The sequence below is a fragment of the Pseudarthrobacter sp. Pseusp20 genome, assembly GCF_059492155.1.
In genome coordinates, this window is sequence record NZ_CP168521.1 from 415,856 (window position 1) to 433,912 (window position 18,057).

At 67.3% G+C, this 18,057-nt stretch carries 17 protein-coding genes; 12 read left to right on the top strand and 5 right to left on the bottom strand.

The genetic code is table 11. The features are described from left to right. The first annotated feature begins 96 nt into the window (after positions 1-96). From ACEN9K_RS02040 to ACEN9K_RS02050, 3 genes are all read left to right on the top strand, one after another. Positions 97-423, top strand: coding sequence for a rhodanese-like domain-containing protein (locus tag ACEN9K_RS02040; RefSeq protein WP_018770276.1), 327 nt, complete (start codon positions 97-99; stop codon positions 421-423). Beyond that, the gene (gene pheA, locus ACEN9K_RS02045) at positions 423-1,403 is read left to right on the top strand and encodes a prephenate dehydratase (RefSeq protein WP_134165318.1); all 981 of its coding nucleotides are present in this window, start codon (positions 423-425) and stop codon (positions 1,401-1,403) included. Before ACEN9K_RS02040 ends, pheA begins: the two co-directional genes overlap by 1 nt. Positions 1,404-1,497: 94 nt before the next feature. Then, a complete protein-coding gene (locus ACEN9K_RS02050) occupies positions 1,498-1,701 on the top strand; it encodes a hypothetical protein (protein WP_056388420.1) in 204 nt (67 codons plus the stop codon). A gap of 67 nt (positions 1,702-1,768) precedes the next feature. Here ACEN9K_RS02050 and ACEN9K_RS02055 read toward each other — a convergent pair whose 3' ends face one another. After that, positions 1,769-2,851, bottom strand: coding sequence for a diacylglycerol/lipid kinase family protein (locus tag ACEN9K_RS02055; RefSeq protein ID WP_018770273.1), 1,083 nt, complete (start codon positions 2,849-2,851; stop codon positions 1,769-1,771). Between the two features lie 88 nt (positions 2,852-2,939). On the opposite strand from ACEN9K_RS02055, the gene serS reads away from it, so the two are divergent. From serS to ACEN9K_RS02075, 4 genes are all read left to right on the top strand, one after another. Then, on the top strand, positions 2,940-4,220 hold the full coding sequence (gene serS, locus ACEN9K_RS02060) for a serine--tRNA ligase (protein ID WP_026265933.1): 1,281 nt from the start codon (positions 2,940-2,942) through the stop codon (positions 4,218-4,220). A 138-nt stretch (positions 4,221-4,358) separates the two neighbouring features. After that, positions 4,359-5,426, top strand: a complete 1,068-nt coding sequence (locus ACEN9K_RS02065; RefSeq protein ID WP_495635103.1) for a hypothetical protein — start codon at positions 4,359-4,361, stop codon at positions 5,424-5,426. 195 nt (positions 5,427-5,621) lie between these two features. Beyond that, positions 5,622-6,515 (top strand): HAD family hydrolase, encoded by an 894-nt coding sequence (locus ACEN9K_RS02070; protein WP_268002418.1) that lies wholly within the window; start codon positions 5,622-5,624, stop codon positions 6,513-6,515. Between the two features lie 62 nt (positions 6,516-6,577). Beyond that, a complete protein-coding gene (locus ACEN9K_RS02075) occupies positions 6,578-7,162 on the top strand; it encodes a histidine phosphatase family protein (protein WP_018770269.1) in 585 nt (194 codons plus the stop codon). Between the two features lie 51 nt (positions 7,163-7,213). On the opposite strand, the gene ACEN9K_RS02080 is transcribed toward ACEN9K_RS02075, so the two are convergent. After that, positions 7,214-7,813 carry a hypothetical protein gene (locus tag ACEN9K_RS02080; RefSeq protein ID WP_056388417.1) on the bottom strand — a complete coding sequence of 200 codons (600 nt, stop codon included), beginning with the start codon at positions 7,811-7,813 and terminating at the stop codon, positions 7,214-7,216. A 223-nt stretch (positions 7,814-8,036) separates the two neighbouring features. Between ACEN9K_RS02080 and ACEN9K_RS02085 the strand changes: the two genes are divergently transcribed. Next, positions 8,037-10,478 carry a phosphoketolase family protein gene (locus ACEN9K_RS02085; RefSeq protein WP_495635104.1) on the top strand — a complete coding sequence of 814 codons (2,442 nt, stop codon included), beginning with the start codon at positions 8,037-8,039 and terminating at the stop codon, positions 10,476-10,478. 7 nt (positions 10,479-10,485) lie between these two features. Here ACEN9K_RS02085 and ACEN9K_RS02090 read toward each other — a convergent pair whose 3' ends face one another. The 3 genes from ACEN9K_RS02090 to ACEN9K_RS02100 all read right to left on the bottom strand — a co-directional run bounded on the left by ACEN9K_RS02090 (position 10,486) and on the right by ACEN9K_RS02100 (position 13,253). Continuing rightward, positions 10,486-11,238, bottom strand: a complete 753-nt coding sequence (locus tag ACEN9K_RS02090) for a DUF429 domain-containing protein (RefSeq protein WP_495635105.1) — start codon at positions 11,236-11,238, stop codon at positions 10,486-10,488. A 4-nt stretch (positions 11,239-11,242) separates the two neighbouring features. Further along, on the bottom strand, positions 11,243-12,586 hold the full coding sequence (locus ACEN9K_RS02095) for a carboxylesterase family protein (RefSeq protein WP_495635106.1): 1,344 nt from the start codon (positions 12,584-12,586) through the stop codon (positions 11,243-11,245). A 178-nt stretch (positions 12,587-12,764) separates the two neighbouring features. Continuing rightward, entirely contained in the window at positions 12,765-13,253 is a 489-nt protein-coding gene (locus ACEN9K_RS02100) for an inorganic diphosphatase (RefSeq protein ID WP_018770264.1), read from the bottom strand. Between the two features lie 155 nt (positions 13,254-13,408). Between ACEN9K_RS02100 and dacB the strand changes: the two genes are divergently transcribed. The 4 genes from dacB (at position 13,409) to hpt (ending at position 17,992) form a co-directional block, all read left to right on the top strand. Continuing rightward, entirely contained in the window at positions 13,409-14,932 is a 1,524-nt protein-coding gene (gene dacB / locus ACEN9K_RS02105; RefSeq protein WP_495635107.1) for a D-alanyl-D-alanine carboxypeptidase/D-alanyl-D-alanine endopeptidase, read from the top strand. Between the two features lie 162 nt (positions 14,933-15,094). Next, on the top strand, positions 15,095-16,225 hold the full coding sequence (locus ACEN9K_RS02110; RefSeq protein ID WP_026265930.1) for a zinc-dependent metalloprotease: 1,131 nt from the start codon (positions 15,095-15,097) through the stop codon (positions 16,223-16,225). 111 nt (positions 16,226-16,336) lie between these two features. Beyond that, a complete protein-coding gene (tilS, locus tag ACEN9K_RS02115) occupies positions 16,337-17,410 on the top strand; it encodes a tRNA lysidine(34) synthetase TilS (RefSeq protein WP_018770261.1) in 1,074 nt (357 codons plus the stop codon). Between the two features lie 30 nt (positions 17,411-17,440). Further along, a complete protein-coding gene (gene hpt / locus ACEN9K_RS02120; protein ID WP_018770260.1) occupies positions 17,441-17,992 on the top strand; it encodes a hypoxanthine phosphoribosyltransferase in 552 nt (183 codons plus the stop codon). Positions 17,993-18,057 lie beyond the last annotated feature (65 nt).

An 18,057-nucleotide genomic window follows, 5' to 3' on the forward strand; every position in this document is an offset into this window, starting at 1 on the left:
AGCCTAACCCGGGGCTTTTTGCATACCTGTTCACGATGGAAGGGGGCGGAAGAGCTAGGCTTAAACCTGACTCTGATCCGCCAAGACAGGACTCCGATGAGTGACTTCGATACCGTCCCCGTGCATGACATTCCCGCTGACGCGGTGATCCTGGACGTCCGGGAGGACTACGAATGGGTCGCCGGCCACGCTGACGGCGCACTCCACATCCCCATGGACCAGATCCCGGCCCGGCTGGGTGAGCTCGATCCGGACGAGGACCTCTATGTCATCTGCCGTACGGGCGGCCGCTCCTTCCGCGCTGCCCAATGGCTCACGGGCCAGGGATATTCCGCCATCAACGTCTCGGGCGGGATGGACCAGTGGCTGGAAGCCGGCAAACCTTTGGTTTCGGACAACGGACTCAAGCCGTTGGTGCTTTAGTGGCCGGTACTTCCCGCACCTACACGTTCCTGGGTCCGGAAGGCACCTTCACCGAGGCTGCCCTCCTCCAGGTACCCGATGCCCTTGAGGCGGTGAGGATCCCGGCGTCGAACGTCAACTCCGCCCTTGGGAAGGTCCGTGAAGGTGCGGCCGACGCCGCCATGGTCCCCATCGAGAACTCCGTGGAGGGCGGTGTCACGGCCACGCTGGACGCCATCGCCACCGGCCAGGAACTGCGGATCATCCGCGAGGTCCTGATTCCCATCAGCTTTGTCCTGGTAACCCGTCCCGGGGCTCGGTTGGAAGATGTCCGGCGCGTTTCCACGCACGGCCACGCCTGGGCCCAGTGCAGGCTGTGGATGGACAAGAACATACCCGATGCGGAATACGTTCCCGGTTCCTCAACCGCCGCCGCGGCCGTGGGGTTGCTGGCGGCCGACTGCCACTACGACGCGGCCATCTGCGCGCCGCTGGTGGCCAGCGAACATGCTGGACTGTCCGTGCTGGCGGAGGATATCGGTGACAACCCGGGTGCGGTCACCCGCTTCATCCTGGTGAGCCTGCCAGGGGCCCTGCCGGCGCGGACCGGTGCGGACAAAACCACGGTGGTGGTGCCGCTTCCGGAGGACCGTCCCGGAGCCCTGATGGAGATCCTGGACCAGTTCGCCAGCCGCGGCGTCAACCTCAGCCGGATCGAGTCCCGGCCCACGGGACAGTACCTGGGACACTATTTCTTCAGCATTGATGCCGACGGCCACGCAGGCGAGGCGAGGGTGGCCGACGCGCTGGCGGGGCTGCACCGCATCAGCCCGGGGACGCGTTTCCTTGGCTCGTACGCCCGGGCAGACAAGCAGCAGACGCCGGTCCCGGCCTATGTCTCCGACGCGGCGTTCTCTGCGGCCCAATCATGGGTTGAATCCATACTCGATGCAGAATCCGTCGCAGGTGAAACCGGTTCCGCAGCTTCGCCCAGAGCGTAGGCAAATGGATTGGGAACTACTTCCGCGGGCTGCGGACAATGCGTATGCTTGCTTGATCCACACGGGGTATGGCCCCTGACGAAGGGAGAGGGTCATGACCAGCAGCACTGAGAACGACGGCCAGGGGATGATCGTCAACCCCAAGCCGACCGCTGACAACCAGGACTGGGACGGGGATGACGCTGACCGCGCCGACCGCCTGCGCTTCGAGGAAGAGCAGGCCATGATCCGCGAGCAGTCTGAAGCCCACGCTGCCGCCAAGGCGGCCGCCGATGCAAAGAAGCAGGCCAGCGCCTGAGCCGCGCAGCACTCTTGCTTTTGTCACGTAACAGCGCTGTCAGCGCTCTTTTGTCAACGCACCTTTGCTAACGCACCGCCGTGGCACTGCTGCCATGGACGTCCCGCTTGACCCGGACCAGGAGTGACCGCGGCAGAACCTGGACGGTGAGCTGCGTGGCTTCACCCGAGGTGTCGCCGTCGAGCTGTGTGGGCATGGGTTCGGGGCACTTGATCACCACCCTGCCTGACCGGTAAACGGTCATGATGGGCAGCTTGCCGCTGTGCTTGAACATGATTTTCACGTACATCAGCAGCCACCCCAGCGCGCTGCGGGGGCTCATCACCACAACGTCGAGCATGCCGTCGTCGATCATGGCCTGCGGGATCAGGTCGATGCCGCCGGGGACAAGGCCGCAATTGGCGAAAAGCACACTGCGGATATTCCTTACCTGCTCCGGGTTTCCGTCCAGCGCAATGGAAACCTTCTTTCGCCGGCCCGGCAGGTGGCGTACGCCCGCCTCCGTGTACGCGAGCCAGCCGACCGCCTTCTTCAACCCGTCATTGGTGTCGGCCAGGACCTCGGCATCCATGCCTATCCCGGCGATCACCAGGAAGATGTGCTCGGAGTAGTGGCCGGTCCGGGAGTTCTCGATGGCCATCCGTGCGGTGTCGATGTAGCGCTGGCGGCCGAAGAGTGCTGTCTGGACGTTGCCGTGAAGGTCGTTCACATCCAGGTCCACGTTCCGCGCCAGCAGGTTGCCGGTACCCAGTGGAATCAAACCCATGGCAATGTCCGTGTGCGCCAGGGCCTCGGCCACCACCCGGACGGTACCGTCGCCGCCGCCCGCAAGGACGACGTCCGGCTTGCCGGCCAGGACGGCCTGCATCTGGGAAAAGCCGGGGTCCTCCGCCGTCGTCTCGAAGAAGACAGGCTCCTCCCACCCGGCTGCCAGGCAGGCGCGCTGGATGATTTCCCTCGCTTCCCCGGCCCGCGCCTTGATTGGATTCAGGACCACGGCCACCCGCTGCTGCGCCAGCCCGGAGTCGTAAACTTCCCCCGCCACGGTGCTGCGCATATGCAGTGCTTTGAGGCGGCGCACCCCCCACCAGCTGGACGTGGCGAAGGCAAGCGCCACCGCAATCAGCAGGTAGAGAATCCAGTCGCTCATGGTGCTTCAACAGTAGCCGTGCGGGCGGCGCGTGGGGGCACGCACCCTGCCGCCCGCCGTCGTGCGCGGTATTGGATACCCTTGTGTGGTGATCGACGTAAAAGACCTCAGCGAAAACCCGGAGAAATACCGTGCCAGCCAGCGTGCCCGTGGCGCGGACGAATCAGTGGTGGACGCGATCATCTCCGCGGATTCCGCCCGCCGCGCTGCCCTGATCCGCTTTGAAAACCTCCGCGCCGAGCAGAACGTGTTCGGCAAGAAGGTGGCGCAGGCCAAGGGTGAAGAGAAGCAGGCGTTGCTGGCAGAGGTCAAGGAGCTCGCCAACTCGGTTAAGGCTGCGTCTGCCGAGGCCGATGCCGCGCAGACCAAGCAGGAAGAACTCCTGCGCACCATCCCCAACCTTATTGAGGACGGCGTGCCCGAGGGCGGCGAGGACGACTACGTGGTGGTCAAGACCGTCGGCACCCCCCGCGAATTCCCCGACTTCGAGCCGCGCGACCACTTGGAGATCGGCGAGCTGATCGGCGCCATAGATATGGAACGCGGTGCCAAGGTCTCTGGTGCCCGGTTCTACTTCCTGCGCGGTGTGGGTGCCCGGCTGGAGATGGCCCTGCTGCAGATGGCCATGGACCAGGCCATCGAGGCAGGGTTCGTCCCGATGATCACCCCCACGCTGGTGCGTCCCGAGACCATGCAGGGGACCGGCTTCGATGTGAAGCACGACGCCGAGATCTACCGACTCGCCGAAGACGACCTGTACCTGGTGGGCACCTCCGAGGTTGCCCTGGCCGGGTACCACGCAGACGAGATCCTGGACTTCTCCAAGGGCCCCATCCGTTACGCCGGCCAGAGCTCCTGCTACCGCCGCGAGGCCGGCTCGCACGGCAAGGACACCCGAGGCATTATCCGCGTCCACCAGTTCAACAAGGTGGAGATGTTCATCTACACCACTGTTGAAGAGGCCGCCGCCGAGCACCAGCGCCTCCTGGCGTGGGAAGAGGAAATGCTGGCCAAGTGCGAACTGCCGTACCGCGTGATCGACACCGCTGCCGGTGACCTCGGCACCTCCGCCGCACGCAAGTACGACTGCGAAGCCTGGGTTCCCACGCAGGGCGCCTACCGCGAGCTGACCTCCACCTCCAACTGCACCACCTTCCAGGCGCGCCGCCTGAATATCCGTGAGCGCGTGGTGAACTCCGAGGGCGTCGCCAAGGGCACCCGGGCAGTGGCCACCCTGAACGGCACCCTCGCCACCACGCGCTGGATCGTGGCGCTGCTGGAGCACCACCAGAACCCGGACGGCTCCGTCAACGTGCCCAAGGCGCTGCAGAAGTACCTGGGCGGCCTCGAGGTCCTGCCGGTCCTCTAAAGGACCTTTCATAAGCTTGTTCGCGGATCAGGACCTTCATGGTTCTGATCCGCGAACATGCTTAGGCCTGACGGTCGCTTGTCCACATACAGGCAGCGGACCGGTGACCGCGCTTCCATGGTCCAACATCCTGTTGGAATGGACATGCCGCCCGGACTGATTGATACTGCCGCCATTCTCCGCACGGGCGCCGGCACCGACGGCGTGCACCGCGCCTTCAAGGCAGGGCAACTGGTGCGGATTCGGCGCGGCTTCTACGTCTCCACCGAGGACTGGCTCAACGCGCTGCCGTCCCAGCGCTTCGCATGGACGACGACGTCACTCGCCAGATCGGTCAAAGGTGCCGTTTTGTGCGGGCAAACGGCAGCGGTGGCGAGCGGTCTGCCGACGCTGGGAACGCCACCGTGCGTGGAGTTGGCGACTGCCTTGCCCGGCCGAAGCGGCATCAGGAAATCGCCGCTGTTGGTCCTGGGCGGGGACGGAACGGCCCAAGACGTGCGCCGCACGCGTTCCTATCCGCTTAGGTACCGGCTCAAGAGCGTGCTGGAACCTGTCCGCCATGGGGAGTTCCTCTGCACAGGACTCATGGAGACCACCGTGGATGTCATTTCCTCCACGAACCTGAGCCAGGCACTGGTACTCGCAGACGGGGCCGCCCGCAAACTCCTGGCCGACGGCGTTGTGGATCCTGGCGCCAGCCTTCTGTCCGTGCCGGGCATTGCCGCCGGCATAGCGGCTCTTCCGTCTGCGGCTGCCCGGCGCCGCGCGGAGCGGGTCGCTGCGCTGGCGAGCCCCCAGCCGGAGTCCGTTGGGGAGTCGTACAGCCGGGCCATCTTTGAGTTCCTTGGTTTCGAACAGCCCGAACTTCAACACGTCTTTAGGGACGGCAGCGGCTTCATCGGCAGGAGCGATTTCTGGTGGCCTTCCCAGGGGGTGGTGGGTGAGTTCGACGGCAAGGGGAAGTACGTCCAGGCCGCCCTGCGTGACGGGATGACGGCTGACGAGGCCGTATATCGGGAGAAGCTCCGCGAGGACCGGATCCGGGCGCTGGGCCACGGCTTTGTTCGCTGGCGATGGGCTGACCTCACGGACCCCAGCCGGCTGCGGTGCAAGCTCCTGGCAACCGGACTCCGCCCGCTCCTGGCAGCCGGACTCCGCCCGGGCTGCGGCACGTCCTCGCCCGCGAATCAGAAGCTGGTTCGCTAATCAGAACCGTGAAGGCACGGATGTGCGAACGAGGTGAGGACTGTTGGTCCAGGGAAGACGGGGACTCGTCCGCCCAGGGGGATCTGCTGCGCGAGGGACCGCCGGGATGTGGGAATCCGCCGTGTTTACCAACAGTTCAATAAACCTGTGTCCTGCGTCCTAGCGCGTGTCAGTTACGTCTGGTTCACTATGTGGATGACAACGCTGACTGAAACCTCAGTCGCCGGCAACGATGACCGGCGAGACAACAATCCGAACAACAACACCAACACCAACACCCTCGGCTTCGCCGCTGTGGACCAGAAGTTCATGGTCGCCCTGGACGTGGACGGCACCCTGGTGAACCACGACGGCCACATGTCCCCAGGTGTGCGGGAAGCCGCCCAGGCCGTGGTTGCAGCGGGGCACGAGGTGATGATCGCCACCGGCCGCTCCCTGAACGCCACCCTTCCCATCATCGAGAAGATCGGAATCGAGCGCGGATACGCCGTCTGCTGCAACGGCGGCGTAACGCTCCGGCTCCACCCTGAACTCGAAAACGGCTACGAAGTGATCCACAAGGCCACGTTCGATCCCGCTCCGGCCCTGCGTGCGCTCCGGGAGCGCCTCCCGTCCGCCAAGTACGCACTCGAGGATGCCGACGGCAATTTCCTCTCCACCGAGCGGTTCCAGGACGCCAGCTTCGGGGTGGAGGCCGTGGGCGTGGACTTCCACACCATGCTGGAAGCCACCGCCGTCCGCGTGGTGGTCTTCAGCACCGAAAACACGCCGGAGGAGTTCAACGAGGCCATCAACCATGTGGGCCTAGCGGGAGTGACCTATTCGGTGGGATGGACTGCGTGGCTGGATATCGCTGCCGCAGGGGTGACCAAGGCCAGCGCCCTGGAAAACCTTCGGGTCCGCCTTGGTTTTGAAGAGCACCTCACCGTCGCCGTCGGTGACGGCCGGAACGACATCGAGATGCTCACCTGGGCCGGCCGGGGTGTAGCCATGGGCCAGGCTCCGGCGGAGGTGGTGGCCGCCGCTGATGAGGTCACCCATTCAGTGCACGACGACGGCGCCGCCCACGTGCTGCGCAGCCTCCTCTAGGCCGGGGTACTTCCGTCCGTCCCGATTCCGGACCGCGTCCTGGGTCAAGGCAGAATAGAAGCATGACCCTTACGACGTTCGCCCTCGTCCGCCATGGCCAGACCGACTGGAATGCCGAGCGCCGGTTGCAGGGAGCCACCGACATCCCCTTGAACGACGTCGGACGCGGCCAGGCGAGGGACGCCGTCGCCGTCCTTGCCCCGTACGAATGGGACGCAATCGTTTCGTCGCCCCTCAGCCGTGCCGCGGAAACCGCAGACCTGATTGCCGAAGGGCTCGGGCTGGCGGTTTCCCGGCGCGTTCCGGAACTCACCGAGCGCAGTTTCGGCCCGGCCGAAGGGATGCAGGCCGGACCCGAGCTGGACGCGCTGCGCATTCCGGGCGGCTTCAAGGGCGCGGAAAGTGAAGACGAGGCCGCCGGCCGCGGCCTTGCCGCACTGGAGGCGCTGGCGGAGGAGTTCCGCGGCCAGCGGCTGCTGGTGGTCACCCACGGCACCCTGCTGCGCGTGAGCCTCAGCCGGGCCATTGGCCAGACCCTGGCGAGCGTGGACAACGCGGTGCTGAACCTGGCGCACCACCACGCGGTGGACGGCTGGAAACTGGAGTACTTCAACGGCGAGCCCGTGATGGCAGCCGCCGGCAACTAGGCCGGCCGGCCCGGAAGGTAGCTAAAGAGCGCTGCCTGGACAGTCAGCTGGCTACCGGGCTTCGAGGATCAGTGCCAGCAACCTGGCAGCTGCGGGCCGGGCGCCGTGCTCCTCATTCCACTGCGCCCGGGCCACCGCTTTACTGACGGCCTGGGTGGTGATGCCCAGTTCCTGCGCCACGGCTTTTTGCTGCCCCCGGACACCGGGGGTCAGCAGGTCCAGCACCCGCCATTCAGCATCGGAACGGTCACGCACGATATGGCCCAGCAGCCTGAGGATGGCCTCGGCGTCGTGGGCGACATCGGCCAGCGGTCCTTCCACCGCCACCGGGATCCGCTCCTTGCTGCTGCGGAGCCTGTCCACGGCGCGGCGCGCGTACACCAGACCGTGGCCGGAGGCGTCCTTGATCTGGTTGGGCAGCGGCTCATTTACCGGCCCCGCGCCGATCCCCACGTACCAGTGCCCGCTGCGAAGTGCGATCAGTGCGGCATCCACGGCCTGGTGCGGGCAGTCGACGATTCCCTGGACTTCGTCCTCCACCGACCGGTCGAAGTCCAGGCGCGCAGGGATGTGCCGCAGCGCCTTGAGCAGCTGCGGCACCTGGTCGCCGTCGCGCCGGCTGTCCGTCTGATTGATGGTCAACGTGAACATTTCTGGATCCACACTACCCGGAAGTAGGAACTACGGAACGGCCGATTGCAGGGCCCGGTTGCCGGTTGGGGCAGGAGATTTTCCCGGCCCGGGCGAGCCCATGCCGGCTGGCGCGGGGTGGCAAGAGCGGAAAGCCCGACGGCGGGGCTTGCCTGCCTGCCCCTCCATCTGTTGCCATGGGGGAACGGCCGCCTGCAGCGGCACACCCGACGTGAGGATGGTTATGGCCGGCAGCACTGGGCAGGATGAGATGCAGCAGGACGACGTGCAGCAGGGCGGCGCACGGCAGGATGAACGGCGGCAGGAAGACCTGGGCCTCGTCGACAAATGGTGGCGGGCCGCCAACTATCTTTCGGTGGGGCAGATCTACCTCCGGTCCAACCCCCTGCTGCGGGAACCGCTGCAGGCAGAGGACACCAAGTCCCGCCTGCTGGGGCACTGGGGCACCACCCCCGGACTCAACTTCGTCTACGCCCACCTGAACCGCGTGATCCGCCGCGACTCCCTGGAGATGCTCTTCGTCGCCGGTCCCGGCCATGGCGGTCCCGCCGTCGTCGCCAATGCCTGGATGGAGGGGACCTACTCCGAAATCTATGCCCACGTGGGCAATGACGAGGCAGGCCTGGCCGAACTCTTCCGGCAGTTCTCCTACCCCGGCGGAATCCCCAGCCACGCGGCCCCGGAAACCCCCGGCTCCATCAGCGAAGGCGGGGAGCTGGGGTACTCCCTGGCCCACGCGTACGGATCGGTGTTCGACAACCCGCAGCTGGTGACCGCCGTGGTGATTGGCGACGGCGAGGCGGAAACCGGTCCGCTGGCCGCCAGCTGGCACTCCCACAACTTCCTGGATCCCGCCGTGGATGGTGCCGTCCTGCCCATCCTGCACCTGAACGGCTACAAGATCGCCAACCCCACCATCCTGGCCCGGATGCCCCAGGACCAGCTGGAGCAGCTGCTGCGCGGATACGGGCACCAACCGTACTTCGTCACGGTGGCGGACCCGGACGACACCGAAAAGGCGCACCGCGATTTCGCCGGCGTCCTGGACCGGTGCCTGGCGGATATCAAGGCCATCCAGGATGCCCACCGGCAGGACGCTTCCGGTGAAGAGGCGGGGGACGGCGGACACCGCTGGCCCCTGATCGTGCTGCGCTCGCCCAAGGGCTGGACCGGACCCCGCATGGTTGACGGGCTGCAGGTGGAAGGCACCTGGCGGGCCCACCAGGTGCCGCTGTCCGAGGTCCGCACCAACGGCGAGCACCTGAAGCAGCTGGAGGAGTGGCTGCAGTCCTACCGGCCGGCGGAACTGTTCGACGGCGACGGCCGGCTCCGGCCCGACGTCGCCGAAGGTGCGCCCACGGGCGACTTCCGCATGAGTGCCACACCGCATGCCAACGGCGGATTGTTGAGGCGCGCGCTGAAGCTGCCCTCCTACCGCGACCACGCCGTGGAGGTTCCCAGCCCGGGCACCGAGCGGGTCAGCCCCATGGTTACGCTCGGATCCTGGATGCGGGACGTGATTGCGCAGAACATGGATAACTTCCGGCTGTTCGGCCCGGACGAGACGGCCTCCAACCGGCTGCAGAACGTCTATGAGGTCACCGACAAGGTGTGGCAGTACAGGATCGACGACGTCGACGAGCACCTTGCGCGCTCCGGCAGGGTCCTGGAGGTGCTGAGCGAGCACCTGTGCCAGGGCTGGCTGGAGGGGTACCTCCTCACCGGCCGGCACGGCGTCTTCAACTGCTACGAGGCCTTCGTCCACATTGTCGACTCCATGTTCAACCAGCACGCCAAATGGCTGAAGGTCTCCCGGAAGCTGCACTGGCGCCAGCCGGTGCCATCCCTGAACTACCTGCTGTCGTCGCACGTGTGGCAGCAGGACCACAACGGCTTCTCGCACCAGGACCCCGGCTTCATCGACCACGCCGTGAACAAGAAGGCCGAGGTCATCCGGGTCTACCTGCCGCCGGACACCAACACCCTGCTCTCCGTCATGGAGCACTGCCTGGCCTCTACGGACTACGTGAACATCGTGGTGAGTGGGAAGCAGCCCTCACCCACCTGGCTCGGTCCGGCCGATGCCGCCAACCATTGCCGCCGCGGCCTGGGGATCTGGACGTTTGCCGGTTCCGAGGTGCCCGGCGAGGAGCCCGACGTCGTCCTGGCCTGCGCCGGTGACGTCCCCACCGTGGAGACCGTGGCGGCCGCCGAACTGCTCCGGGAGGGCGCGCCCGGACTCAAGGTGCGGGTGGTGAACGTGGTGGACCTGATGCGGCTGCAGGACGACAGCGAGCACCCACACGGCCTCCCCGGCCATGACTTCGACGGGATTTTCACCGCCGACAAGCCGGTCATCTTCGCGTACCACGGCTACCCGGCGCTGATCCACCGGCTGGCCTACCGGCGGACCAACCAGCAGGGCCTCCACGTGCACGGCTATAAAGAAGAGGGGACCACCACCACACCGTTCGACATGGCCATGCTCAACGGAATCGACCGGTTCACCCTGGCTATCGACGCGATCGACCGGGTACCCGGCCTGGCTGAGAAGCACTCGCTCCTGCGCCAGGACCTGCAGGACCGCCGCAACCGGGCGCGCGAGCACACCCGCACCCACGGCGAGGACCCGGAGGAGATCCGGAACTGGAAGCTGGGCGGCTGACCCCCACCTAGTTGCGGAGTTCGTCCAGCGTGCAGGAGGGCAGGTGGATCCAACCTTCGCTGCGCGCTGCCTGCGCATGGGAACCGTCCGGCAAGAGCGTACGACGACGGGCGGCGGCCCGGGCGGTCAGGGAAGCGATGACGGCGTCGAAGAGATCGTCCGAGCCGGCCAGGGCGCCCCGGTGCCCGCCCAGGTCCAGCCATGGCGCCTGCTCTTCGAGGGCCGCCAGCAGGAGGCCGAGACGTTCGGCTTCCGGGACGCCCCGGCCCTTGTAGCCGCGCCCGTTCAGGCCCCAGATCTTCAGGGATGCTGCCGGGTAGACCTCGGCCAGGCGTCCTGAGCCGTCACGCGCCTGTGGGCCGTGCAGGGCGGCGATCTTTGCCTGGATCACGGCGCAGCGCATGGCAGGATGGGCCAGCCGGTCGGCGGAGACGCTGAGCGGGATCAGCCCGGTTTCGCGCGTGACGAAGCGGTCGGTGTCCCGGTAGGCGAGCAGCCTCCGGCCGGCAATTCCGTCGTACTCGAGGACGGGATCGGCGTCGAAGTTCAGGTGGCCGGTAAGGAACGGGATCAGCGCGTCGGGCCAGCCCACCGGACAGTCGACGCCGGTCATGTCGCAGGAGCCGAACAGCTCCACGATGTCCTGGTCGTCCACGTCCAGGGCCAGGTGGGTGAGCCGGGCCGTATCTGGCTCCCACTCGATCACCGCGACGGCGGTCTTCCTGGTGGCCGCCGCCAGGTCCACGCCCAGCGTTTTCACGCTCTCAGGCTGCCTGATACTGCAGGACTCCGGTGATGCCGCCGGACTTCCCAAGGTCGGCGCCGCGGGCGAAACCGGCCCACAGGGCCCGCACCTTCCGGCCAGCCGCCTCCACGTCCTCCCAGCGGGCGCCGGCGATCAGTCCCACCCCGTCCCATGTTTCCCTTGTGCCGAGCAGCAGGGGCAGGTCCACGGTGTGGGCCGCGCCAAAGATGTTGCCGGGGGCATGCCAGGTCAGGAGGTACCGGTGGGCTTTTCCGCCCGCTTTGGCGTGGCGCCGGGCGAACCGGCGCGTTGCCCGGCCGTACACGGTTTCGGTGACCACCCAGTCGATGGCACGCACGGCGTGCTGACCCACCAAGGGGATACCGGCCAGCCGCATCAGTCGAGGGCTGCGGGGAAGGAACAGGCGGGCCTCCTCCGAGGTATGGCCGATCAGCACCTCGATGCCGGGCGCCGTCCGGTCCCACGCCGCTTCGATCCCGGCTTCCTCCGGGAGTGGATCGTGCGCGTACTGTGTGCCAAAGGGCATGGCGGCCAGCATGCCGAACTTTTTGGCCACCTGGGTGACCTGTTCCTCGACCGCCACCACGTCCATGGCCGGTGTCTGTTCGGTGACCGATTCGGCGGCGATGCCCATGGCGTGGTTCATTTTGGCCCGCCCGCGGGTGATGCCCAGCGGTGCACTTTGGATGATGGCGCGCTGGAAGAGGGTGGGCGCCTCGGGTGTGGCCATCAGGTGGGCGATCGCGTCACCACCGGCGGACTGGCCGAATGCGGTGACCCGGCGGGGGTCGCCGCCAAAGGCCTGGATATTCCGCTGTACCCACCGGAATGCCTCCAGTTGGTCCAGGAGCCCCAGGTTGCCGGGACGTCCCGCGGGTGTGGCCAGGAACCCGAACAGCCCCAGCCGGTACGTCACGGAAACCACGATGACGCGGTTCTCGGCCACCAGCCGGGCGGGGTCGAAGATGGCCAGGTCCCCGGAGCCGGTGGTGTAGGAGCCGCCGTGGATCCAGACCATGACGGGCAGCTTTTCGTCCGGCCTGACGTCGCCGGGCATGGTGATGGAAAGGTTCTGGCAGTCCTCGCTCCCCGGAAGCTCCCCGTATCTGGTGCCCAGGACGTCGTCGAGGAACGGCACGGGCGCCTGGGGGCAGGCAGGGGAGAGGGACGTGGCGGACAGCTCGGAGGTCCAGTCCGGGACCTGCACGGGCGGCTGGAACCGTGCGGCCGCGGCGTACGGGATCCCTGTGGCGCGGATAACCTCGCCGTCCCGCCAGCCGGCGACAGGGCCGCAGGGCGGATGGAACAAGAGCTGGGAAGTCAGTGCTGGCTCAGAACTCACAGCCCCACGATTCCACAGATTTACCTTTGCGGGGACAACGACAAATCCCCGCCTTCCGGACCTATCCCCCTTGCATGAAGCGGGGACTTGTCCGGCAGACGGGGATTCAGGGCCTGGCCGCCCTGAGGCGGTGGCCCGGTGGAACCAGTGCGCCGGTGGAACCAGTGCGACGGTGGAACTAGTGCGACGCGGGCACGTAACGCTTGATGGAGGCTTCCAGCTCGGCTTCGGCCGCGGCGCGGTCGCCCCAGCCCTCGGCCTTGACCCACTTGCCGGGCTCCAGGTCCTTGTAGCGGGTGAAGAAGTGCTCGATCTCCTTGATCAGGAATTCGTTGACGTCGCTGACTTCCTGGATGTGGTCAAAGCGGGCATCCACGGGGACGCAGAGGATCTTGGCGTCCCCGCCGCCGTCGTCCGTCATGTTGAAGACACCGATGGGGCGGGACTCGACGATGACGCCGGGGTGCAGGTCGAAGTCCTGCAGGAGCACCAGCGCGTCCAGCGGGTCGCCGTCCTCGCCGAGGGTGTTTTCGAAGTACCCGTAGTGCGTGGGGTACTGCATTGAGGTGAAGAGGACGCGGTCCAGGCGGACACGGCCGGTCTCGTGGTCAACTTCGTACTTGACGCGCGATCCCTTGGGGATCTCGATGGTCACGTCGTGCTTCATGGAATGCTCCTCGGCAATTGCAGGGGGTGCGCGGCACACTTGACGGGCCCACAAAAAAGAGTGTCGGTGCCGCCGACTACTATTGAGGATATAGCGAGAGGCCCTGGAATCAGGAACTTGTGGGGAAATTTCAGGACTTGAGGACCAGCACCAGCATGACCAAAACAACCGGCCAGGAACCGTTGCGCGCGCACCGGTCCGGGCGCCCCGGCAGCCCTGGCCGGACCCCCGCGGAAGGGCCGCGCAAGCCCTGGCCCCTGGCCCTGGCGGCCTTGATCCTGCTTGTCCTCGCCCTCCCGGGAGCCCTGCTGGTGGCCCCCGGATTCCTGGGCCCAGGGTTCTTTGGTGCGGAAGCCCCCGAATCCGCCCCGGCGCCCCCCGCCTGGCAGCAGGCCCCCGCCACCCTGTCCGCCCCGCAGGCGCTCGCCCCGCTTCAGCAGTCCGCCCCAGTGCCCCTTCCGTCAGCGGTGGCAGCCCAGGTGGACCCGGCATTGAAGGCCGACGGCGGCGGTACCTTCACCGGCATGGTGCAGGACGCGCTCACGGGCCAGGTCCTCTTTGACCGGGGCGGCGCGGAAAGCCGGGTGCCGGCGTCGAACCTTAAACTGCTGACGGCGGTGGCCGCACTGCGCACCCTGGGGCCGGACCACCGCTTCGCCACCAAGGTGGTGCCGGGCTCCGCCGCCGGGGAGGTGGTGCTGGTGGGCGGCGGCGACGTCCTCCTGGCCGCCGGGGAGTCGAAGCCGGACCAGGTTATGGGCCACGCCGGCCTTGCCACCCTTGCCGCCCTTACGGTGCAGGCCCTGCAGGCCGCCGGAACCACGGGAGACATCAAGGTAGTGGTGGATGACTCCCTCTTCACCGGCGCGGCGTTGAATCCGGCCTGGCAGAGCGGCGACGTGGAGGCGGGCGAAATAGCGCCGCTGTACCCCCTGGCCCTCAACTCTGCACGCTTCGACCCCGCCGTCACCACCGGCCCCCGGCCCCAGGATTCAGCCATAACCGCCGCGGAGGAGTTCGCGGCCCGGCTCCGTGCGGCAGGTGCCGGGGCCGGCCTCACCGTGGCGGCCGGCGTCGAACGCTCACCCGGCGCGTCCCAAGCCGCCGCCCCAGCCCTGGCGGCCGTCCAATCGGCCACCGTGGCTGAGCAGGTGAACCTGATGCTGCAGGTATCTGACAATTACCTTGCCGAAACCATGGGCCGGATGGCCGCGTTGGCCACCGGCCGGCCCGGAAGCAATGACGGTGCCACGGCCGTGGTCGCGGCCGAACTCGCGGCAGCGGGCATCCCCTCTGACGCCGTGAAGCTGGTGGATGTGTGCGGGCTGGCCATGGGCAACCAGGTTGCGGCCCGCCAGTTCACTGACGTGGTGCGGGCCATCACCACCGGCGCCGACACCAGGCTGCGGGCCGCCCTGGACGGCTTTCCGGTTGGTGGCCTGTCAGGAACCCTGGACACCCGCTACGGGGATGCCACCACGTCCGGCGGTGCCGGCCTGGTTCGCGCCAAGACCGGGACACTGAACACCGTTCTGGCGCTGAGCGGATATGTGGTGGACTCCGACGGGCGGCTCCTGGTCTTCTCCTTCATCGGCAACGGCCTGACCCCGGGCGCGGCCGGCAACAAGGAAGCCCTGGACCGGGCCGCCACGGCGCTGGCAGGCTGCGGCTGCCGCTAGCACGGCTGCCATTGGTACTCCATGAGGGGGATTCTTCCTGCACTTCCAACGTGCCGGCCTGGACTGGGACGGCGCTTCTGGCCGCCTGTGCCGGGGCTGTGCAAGTTCGCCGGTCAGCGAACTTAAGGACGATCCCCAGCCTGCTGTGTTCTGATGGGAACCATGGAGTCCACTGCGCGCGAATCCGCATCGACGTTGTCCCCAACAGCCCAGTCCCTGATCAACTGGGACCTCGCTGCGTCTGCCGCAGCGCGGCTGGCTCCCGCCGGACCGGAGCTCGATGAAAAGGCCATCGGGGAAGCGGTGGACAGCCTTCGACGGCTGGCGGACGCTTCCGTTCCGCACGTGCACGACATCACCGGCCTGGAGGCGGCGCGCGACCTTCGCGATTCCTCGGTGCTGGTGGTGGACCGAGCGTCCTGGGCCAAAGCCAACACGCAGAGTTTCGCGGTGATGCTCAAACCCGCCATGCAGAAGATGCTGGACAGCCGCCGCGGAAGCCTCAGCCCCGCTGCCGCCCAGGTCAGCGGCGCCATCACCGGCAGCCAGTTGGGCGCCGTGCTTGCCTTCCTGTCCAGCAAGGTCCTGGGCCAGTACGATCCCTTCGCGGCGCTGGCAGAAAACTCCACGGCTCCCGCGGCCGGCCGGCTCCTGCTGGTGGCCCCCAACATCGTGTCGGTGGAACGGGAACTCAACGTCACGCCCGAGGACTTCCGGCTCTGGGTCTGCCTGCACGAGCAAACCCACCGTGTCCAGTTCGCGGCCGCCCCCTGGCTGCGGCACCACATGCTGGAACAAATCGACGAACTCAGCGGCCACCTGCTGGGCAACGTCGACACCCTGATGGAGCGCGCCACCGCTGCTGCCCGCTCCCTGAAGGACCGCTCCGCCACCGGAAACACTCCCGGCCGCGGCGCAATCCTGGACCTGCTGCAGGATCCGGAGGAAAAGGCCGCCATCTCGCACCTCACCGCCGTCATGAGCCTCCTCGAAGGGCACGCCAACGTGGTGATGGACGCCGTCGACGCCAGCATCGTCCCGTCCGTGAAGACCATCCGGCAGCGGTTCAACGACCGCGGCAAGGACCGGGGCGTGATCGAGAAGTTCATCCGCAGCCTCCTGGGCCTGGACGCCAAGATGCGCCAGTACTCCGACGGCGCCCGCTTCGTCCGGGCCGTGGTGGACGTGGCCGGAATGGACGGCTTCAACAAAGTCTGGGAGTCCGTGGACCACCTGCCTACCGAGCCCGAAATCCACGACGCCAAGCTGTGGCTTGAGCGGATGGGTCACTGATTGACGGACACACCTGTACCCGGGACTGAGTGGCCTGCCGGCACCGCCGGGCCACGCAGCGGACGGCGCCGGCCCGGAAGGCTCGCGCCCGTCGTCGGGACTGCGCGCAGGATGCTGCAAAACGCGCTCGCCGATGCCGGATATCCCGGCCACGTCGTCGTGGCGTGCAGCGGAGGCCCCGATTCCCTGGCGCTGGCCGCCGTCGCTGCGTACTTTGCCCGGCGCGGGCATGTGGACGGACGCCCGCTGACCGTGGGAGCCGTGGTGGTGGACCACCAGCTGCAGGAGGGGTCCGGCGACATTGCCGCGCGCACCGCCAAGACCCTGGAGGAGCTGGGCCTTTCACCGGTTGAGATCCGCACGGTCACGGTGGCTGGTGCCGGTATGGGCCCAGAGGCCGCCGCACGCGAAGCCCGGCACGCCGCGCTCGAAGCCGCCGCGGCGGGACAGGGCGCCGGCGCCATCCTGCTGGGCCACACGCTCGACGACCAGGCGGAGCAGGTACTGCTGGGCCTGGCCCGGGGCTCCGGCTCCCGCTCGCTCGCGGGCATGCGGCCGTCCCGGGCAGGCGCCGGAAACAGTGTCCTGCTGCGCCCGTTCCTCGGCCTGCGCAGGGCGGACACCGAGGAGATCTGCGCGGTGGAGGACCTGGATCCCTGGCACGATCCCACCAACGCCGATCCCGCGTTTGCACGCTCCCGGACCCGCGTGGAGGTCCTTCCGCACCTCGAGGAGAACCTGGGCCCCGGGGTTGCCGAATCCCTGGCCCGGACCGCCGCCATCCTGCAGCTTGACGCCGACTACCTGGAGGCTGTGGCGGAAAGCACCTTCGCCTCCCTGGTGGAGCGGGACGGCGGCACACTGGCGCTGCCCGAGGAGGCGTTGCGTGCCCTGGCCCCGGCCATCAGGTTCCGTGTGATCGCCAAGGCAGCGGCCGACGTCGGCGGCCAGCAGCCCAGCTACCAGCGCCTTTTGGCGGCGGAAGCGCTGCTGCGGCGCCAGGGTTCGGCGGGTCCGGTGGAGCTTCCCGGCGGCGTCAGCGTGTACCGGCTGTCGCTGGCACAGCTGGAGGGATCAAAGGACGCCGGCGTGCCGGGTGCCCAGGGCGGCCCCGGTTCTGTTCCCCGCGAACGGGCGCGCTGTGGGAAGCTAGTATTCCGGTCCCAAAAACCGCCCGCAAAATAGTCGCACCCCGCATCTAAACAGGAGCCATTGGTGGATTCAAACGACGTCCAGGCAGATCTCAAGCACGTTCTCTACACCAAGGAGCAGATCCAGCAGCGGATCACCGAGCTCGCTGCCCAGATCGACAAGGACTACGAAGGGCGCGAGATCCTCCTGGTGGGCGTGCTCAAGGGCGCCGTCATGGTCATGGCTGACCTTGCCCGCGCACTCCACAGCCACATCTCCATGGACTGGATGGCAGTGTCCTCCTACGGTTCGGGCACCCAGTCCTCCGGCGTGGTACGCATCCTGAAGGATCTGGACACCGACCTGATGGGCAAGGACGTGCTGATCGTCGAGGACATCATCGACTCCGGCCTCACCCTGTCCTGGCTCAAGACCAATCTGGAGTCCCGCGGCACCGCGTCCGTGGAGATCTGCACGGCGTTCCGCAAACCCACAGCCGCCAAGGTGGAAATCGACGTCAAGTACGTCGGCTATGACATCCCCAACGAGTTCGTGGTGGGTTACGGCCTGGACTACGCCGAAAAGTACCGCAACCTTGACTTCGTGGGCACCCTGGCCCCGCACGTCTACGAGTAAGCGGCGCCGCACACTCCGCCGCCGTACTCCGGTAAAACCGCGCCATGTGGGCAACTCCTGGGCTG

Excerpts from the sequence above, each read along its gene's own strand:
- ACEN9K_RS02040 (WP_018770276.1), top strand. The coding sequence starts at position 97 with ATGAGTGACTTCGATACCGTCCCCGTGCATGACATTCCCGCTGACGCG.
- ACEN9K_RS02050 (WP_056388420.1), top strand. The coding sequence starts at position 1,498 with ATGACCAGCAGCACTGAGAACGACGGCCAGGGGATGATCGTCAACCCC.
- ACEN9K_RS02055 (WP_018770273.1), bottom strand. The coding sequence starts at position 2,851 with ATGAGCGACTGGATTCTCTACCTGCTGATTGCGGTGGCGCTTGCCTTC.
- ACEN9K_RS02065 (WP_495635103.1), top strand. The coding sequence starts at position 4,359 with ATGGACATGCCGCCCGGACTGATTGATACTGCCGCCATTCTCCGCACG.
- ACEN9K_RS02070 (WP_268002418.1), top strand. The coding sequence starts at position 5,622 with ATGACAACGCTGACTGAAACCTCAGTCGCCGGCAACGATGACCGGCGA.
- ACEN9K_RS02075 (WP_018770269.1), top strand. The coding sequence starts at position 6,578 with ATGACCCTTACGACGTTCGCCCTCGTCCGCCATGGCCAGACCGACTGG.
- ACEN9K_RS02080 (WP_056388417.1), bottom strand. The coding sequence starts at position 7,813 with ATGTTCACGTTGACCATCAATCAGACGGACAGCCGGCGCGACGGCGAC.
- ACEN9K_RS02085 (WP_495635104.1), top strand. The coding sequence starts at position 8,037 with ATGGCCGGCAGCACTGGGCAGGATGAGATGCAGCAGGACGACGTGCAG.
- ACEN9K_RS02100 (WP_018770264.1), bottom strand. The coding sequence starts at position 13,253 with ATGAAGCACGACGTGACCATCGAGATCCCCAAGGGATCGCGCGTCAAG.
- dacB (WP_495635107.1), top strand. The coding sequence starts at position 13,409 with ATGACCAAAACAACCGGCCAGGAACCGTTGCGCGCGCACCGGTCCGGG.
- ACEN9K_RS02110 (WP_026265930.1), top strand. The coding sequence starts at position 15,095 with ATGGAGTCCACTGCGCGCGAATCCGCATCGACGTTGTCCCCAACAGCC.
- tilS (WP_018770261.1), top strand. The coding sequence starts at position 16,337 with ATGCTGCAAAACGCGCTCGCCGATGCCGGATATCCCGGCCACGTCGTC.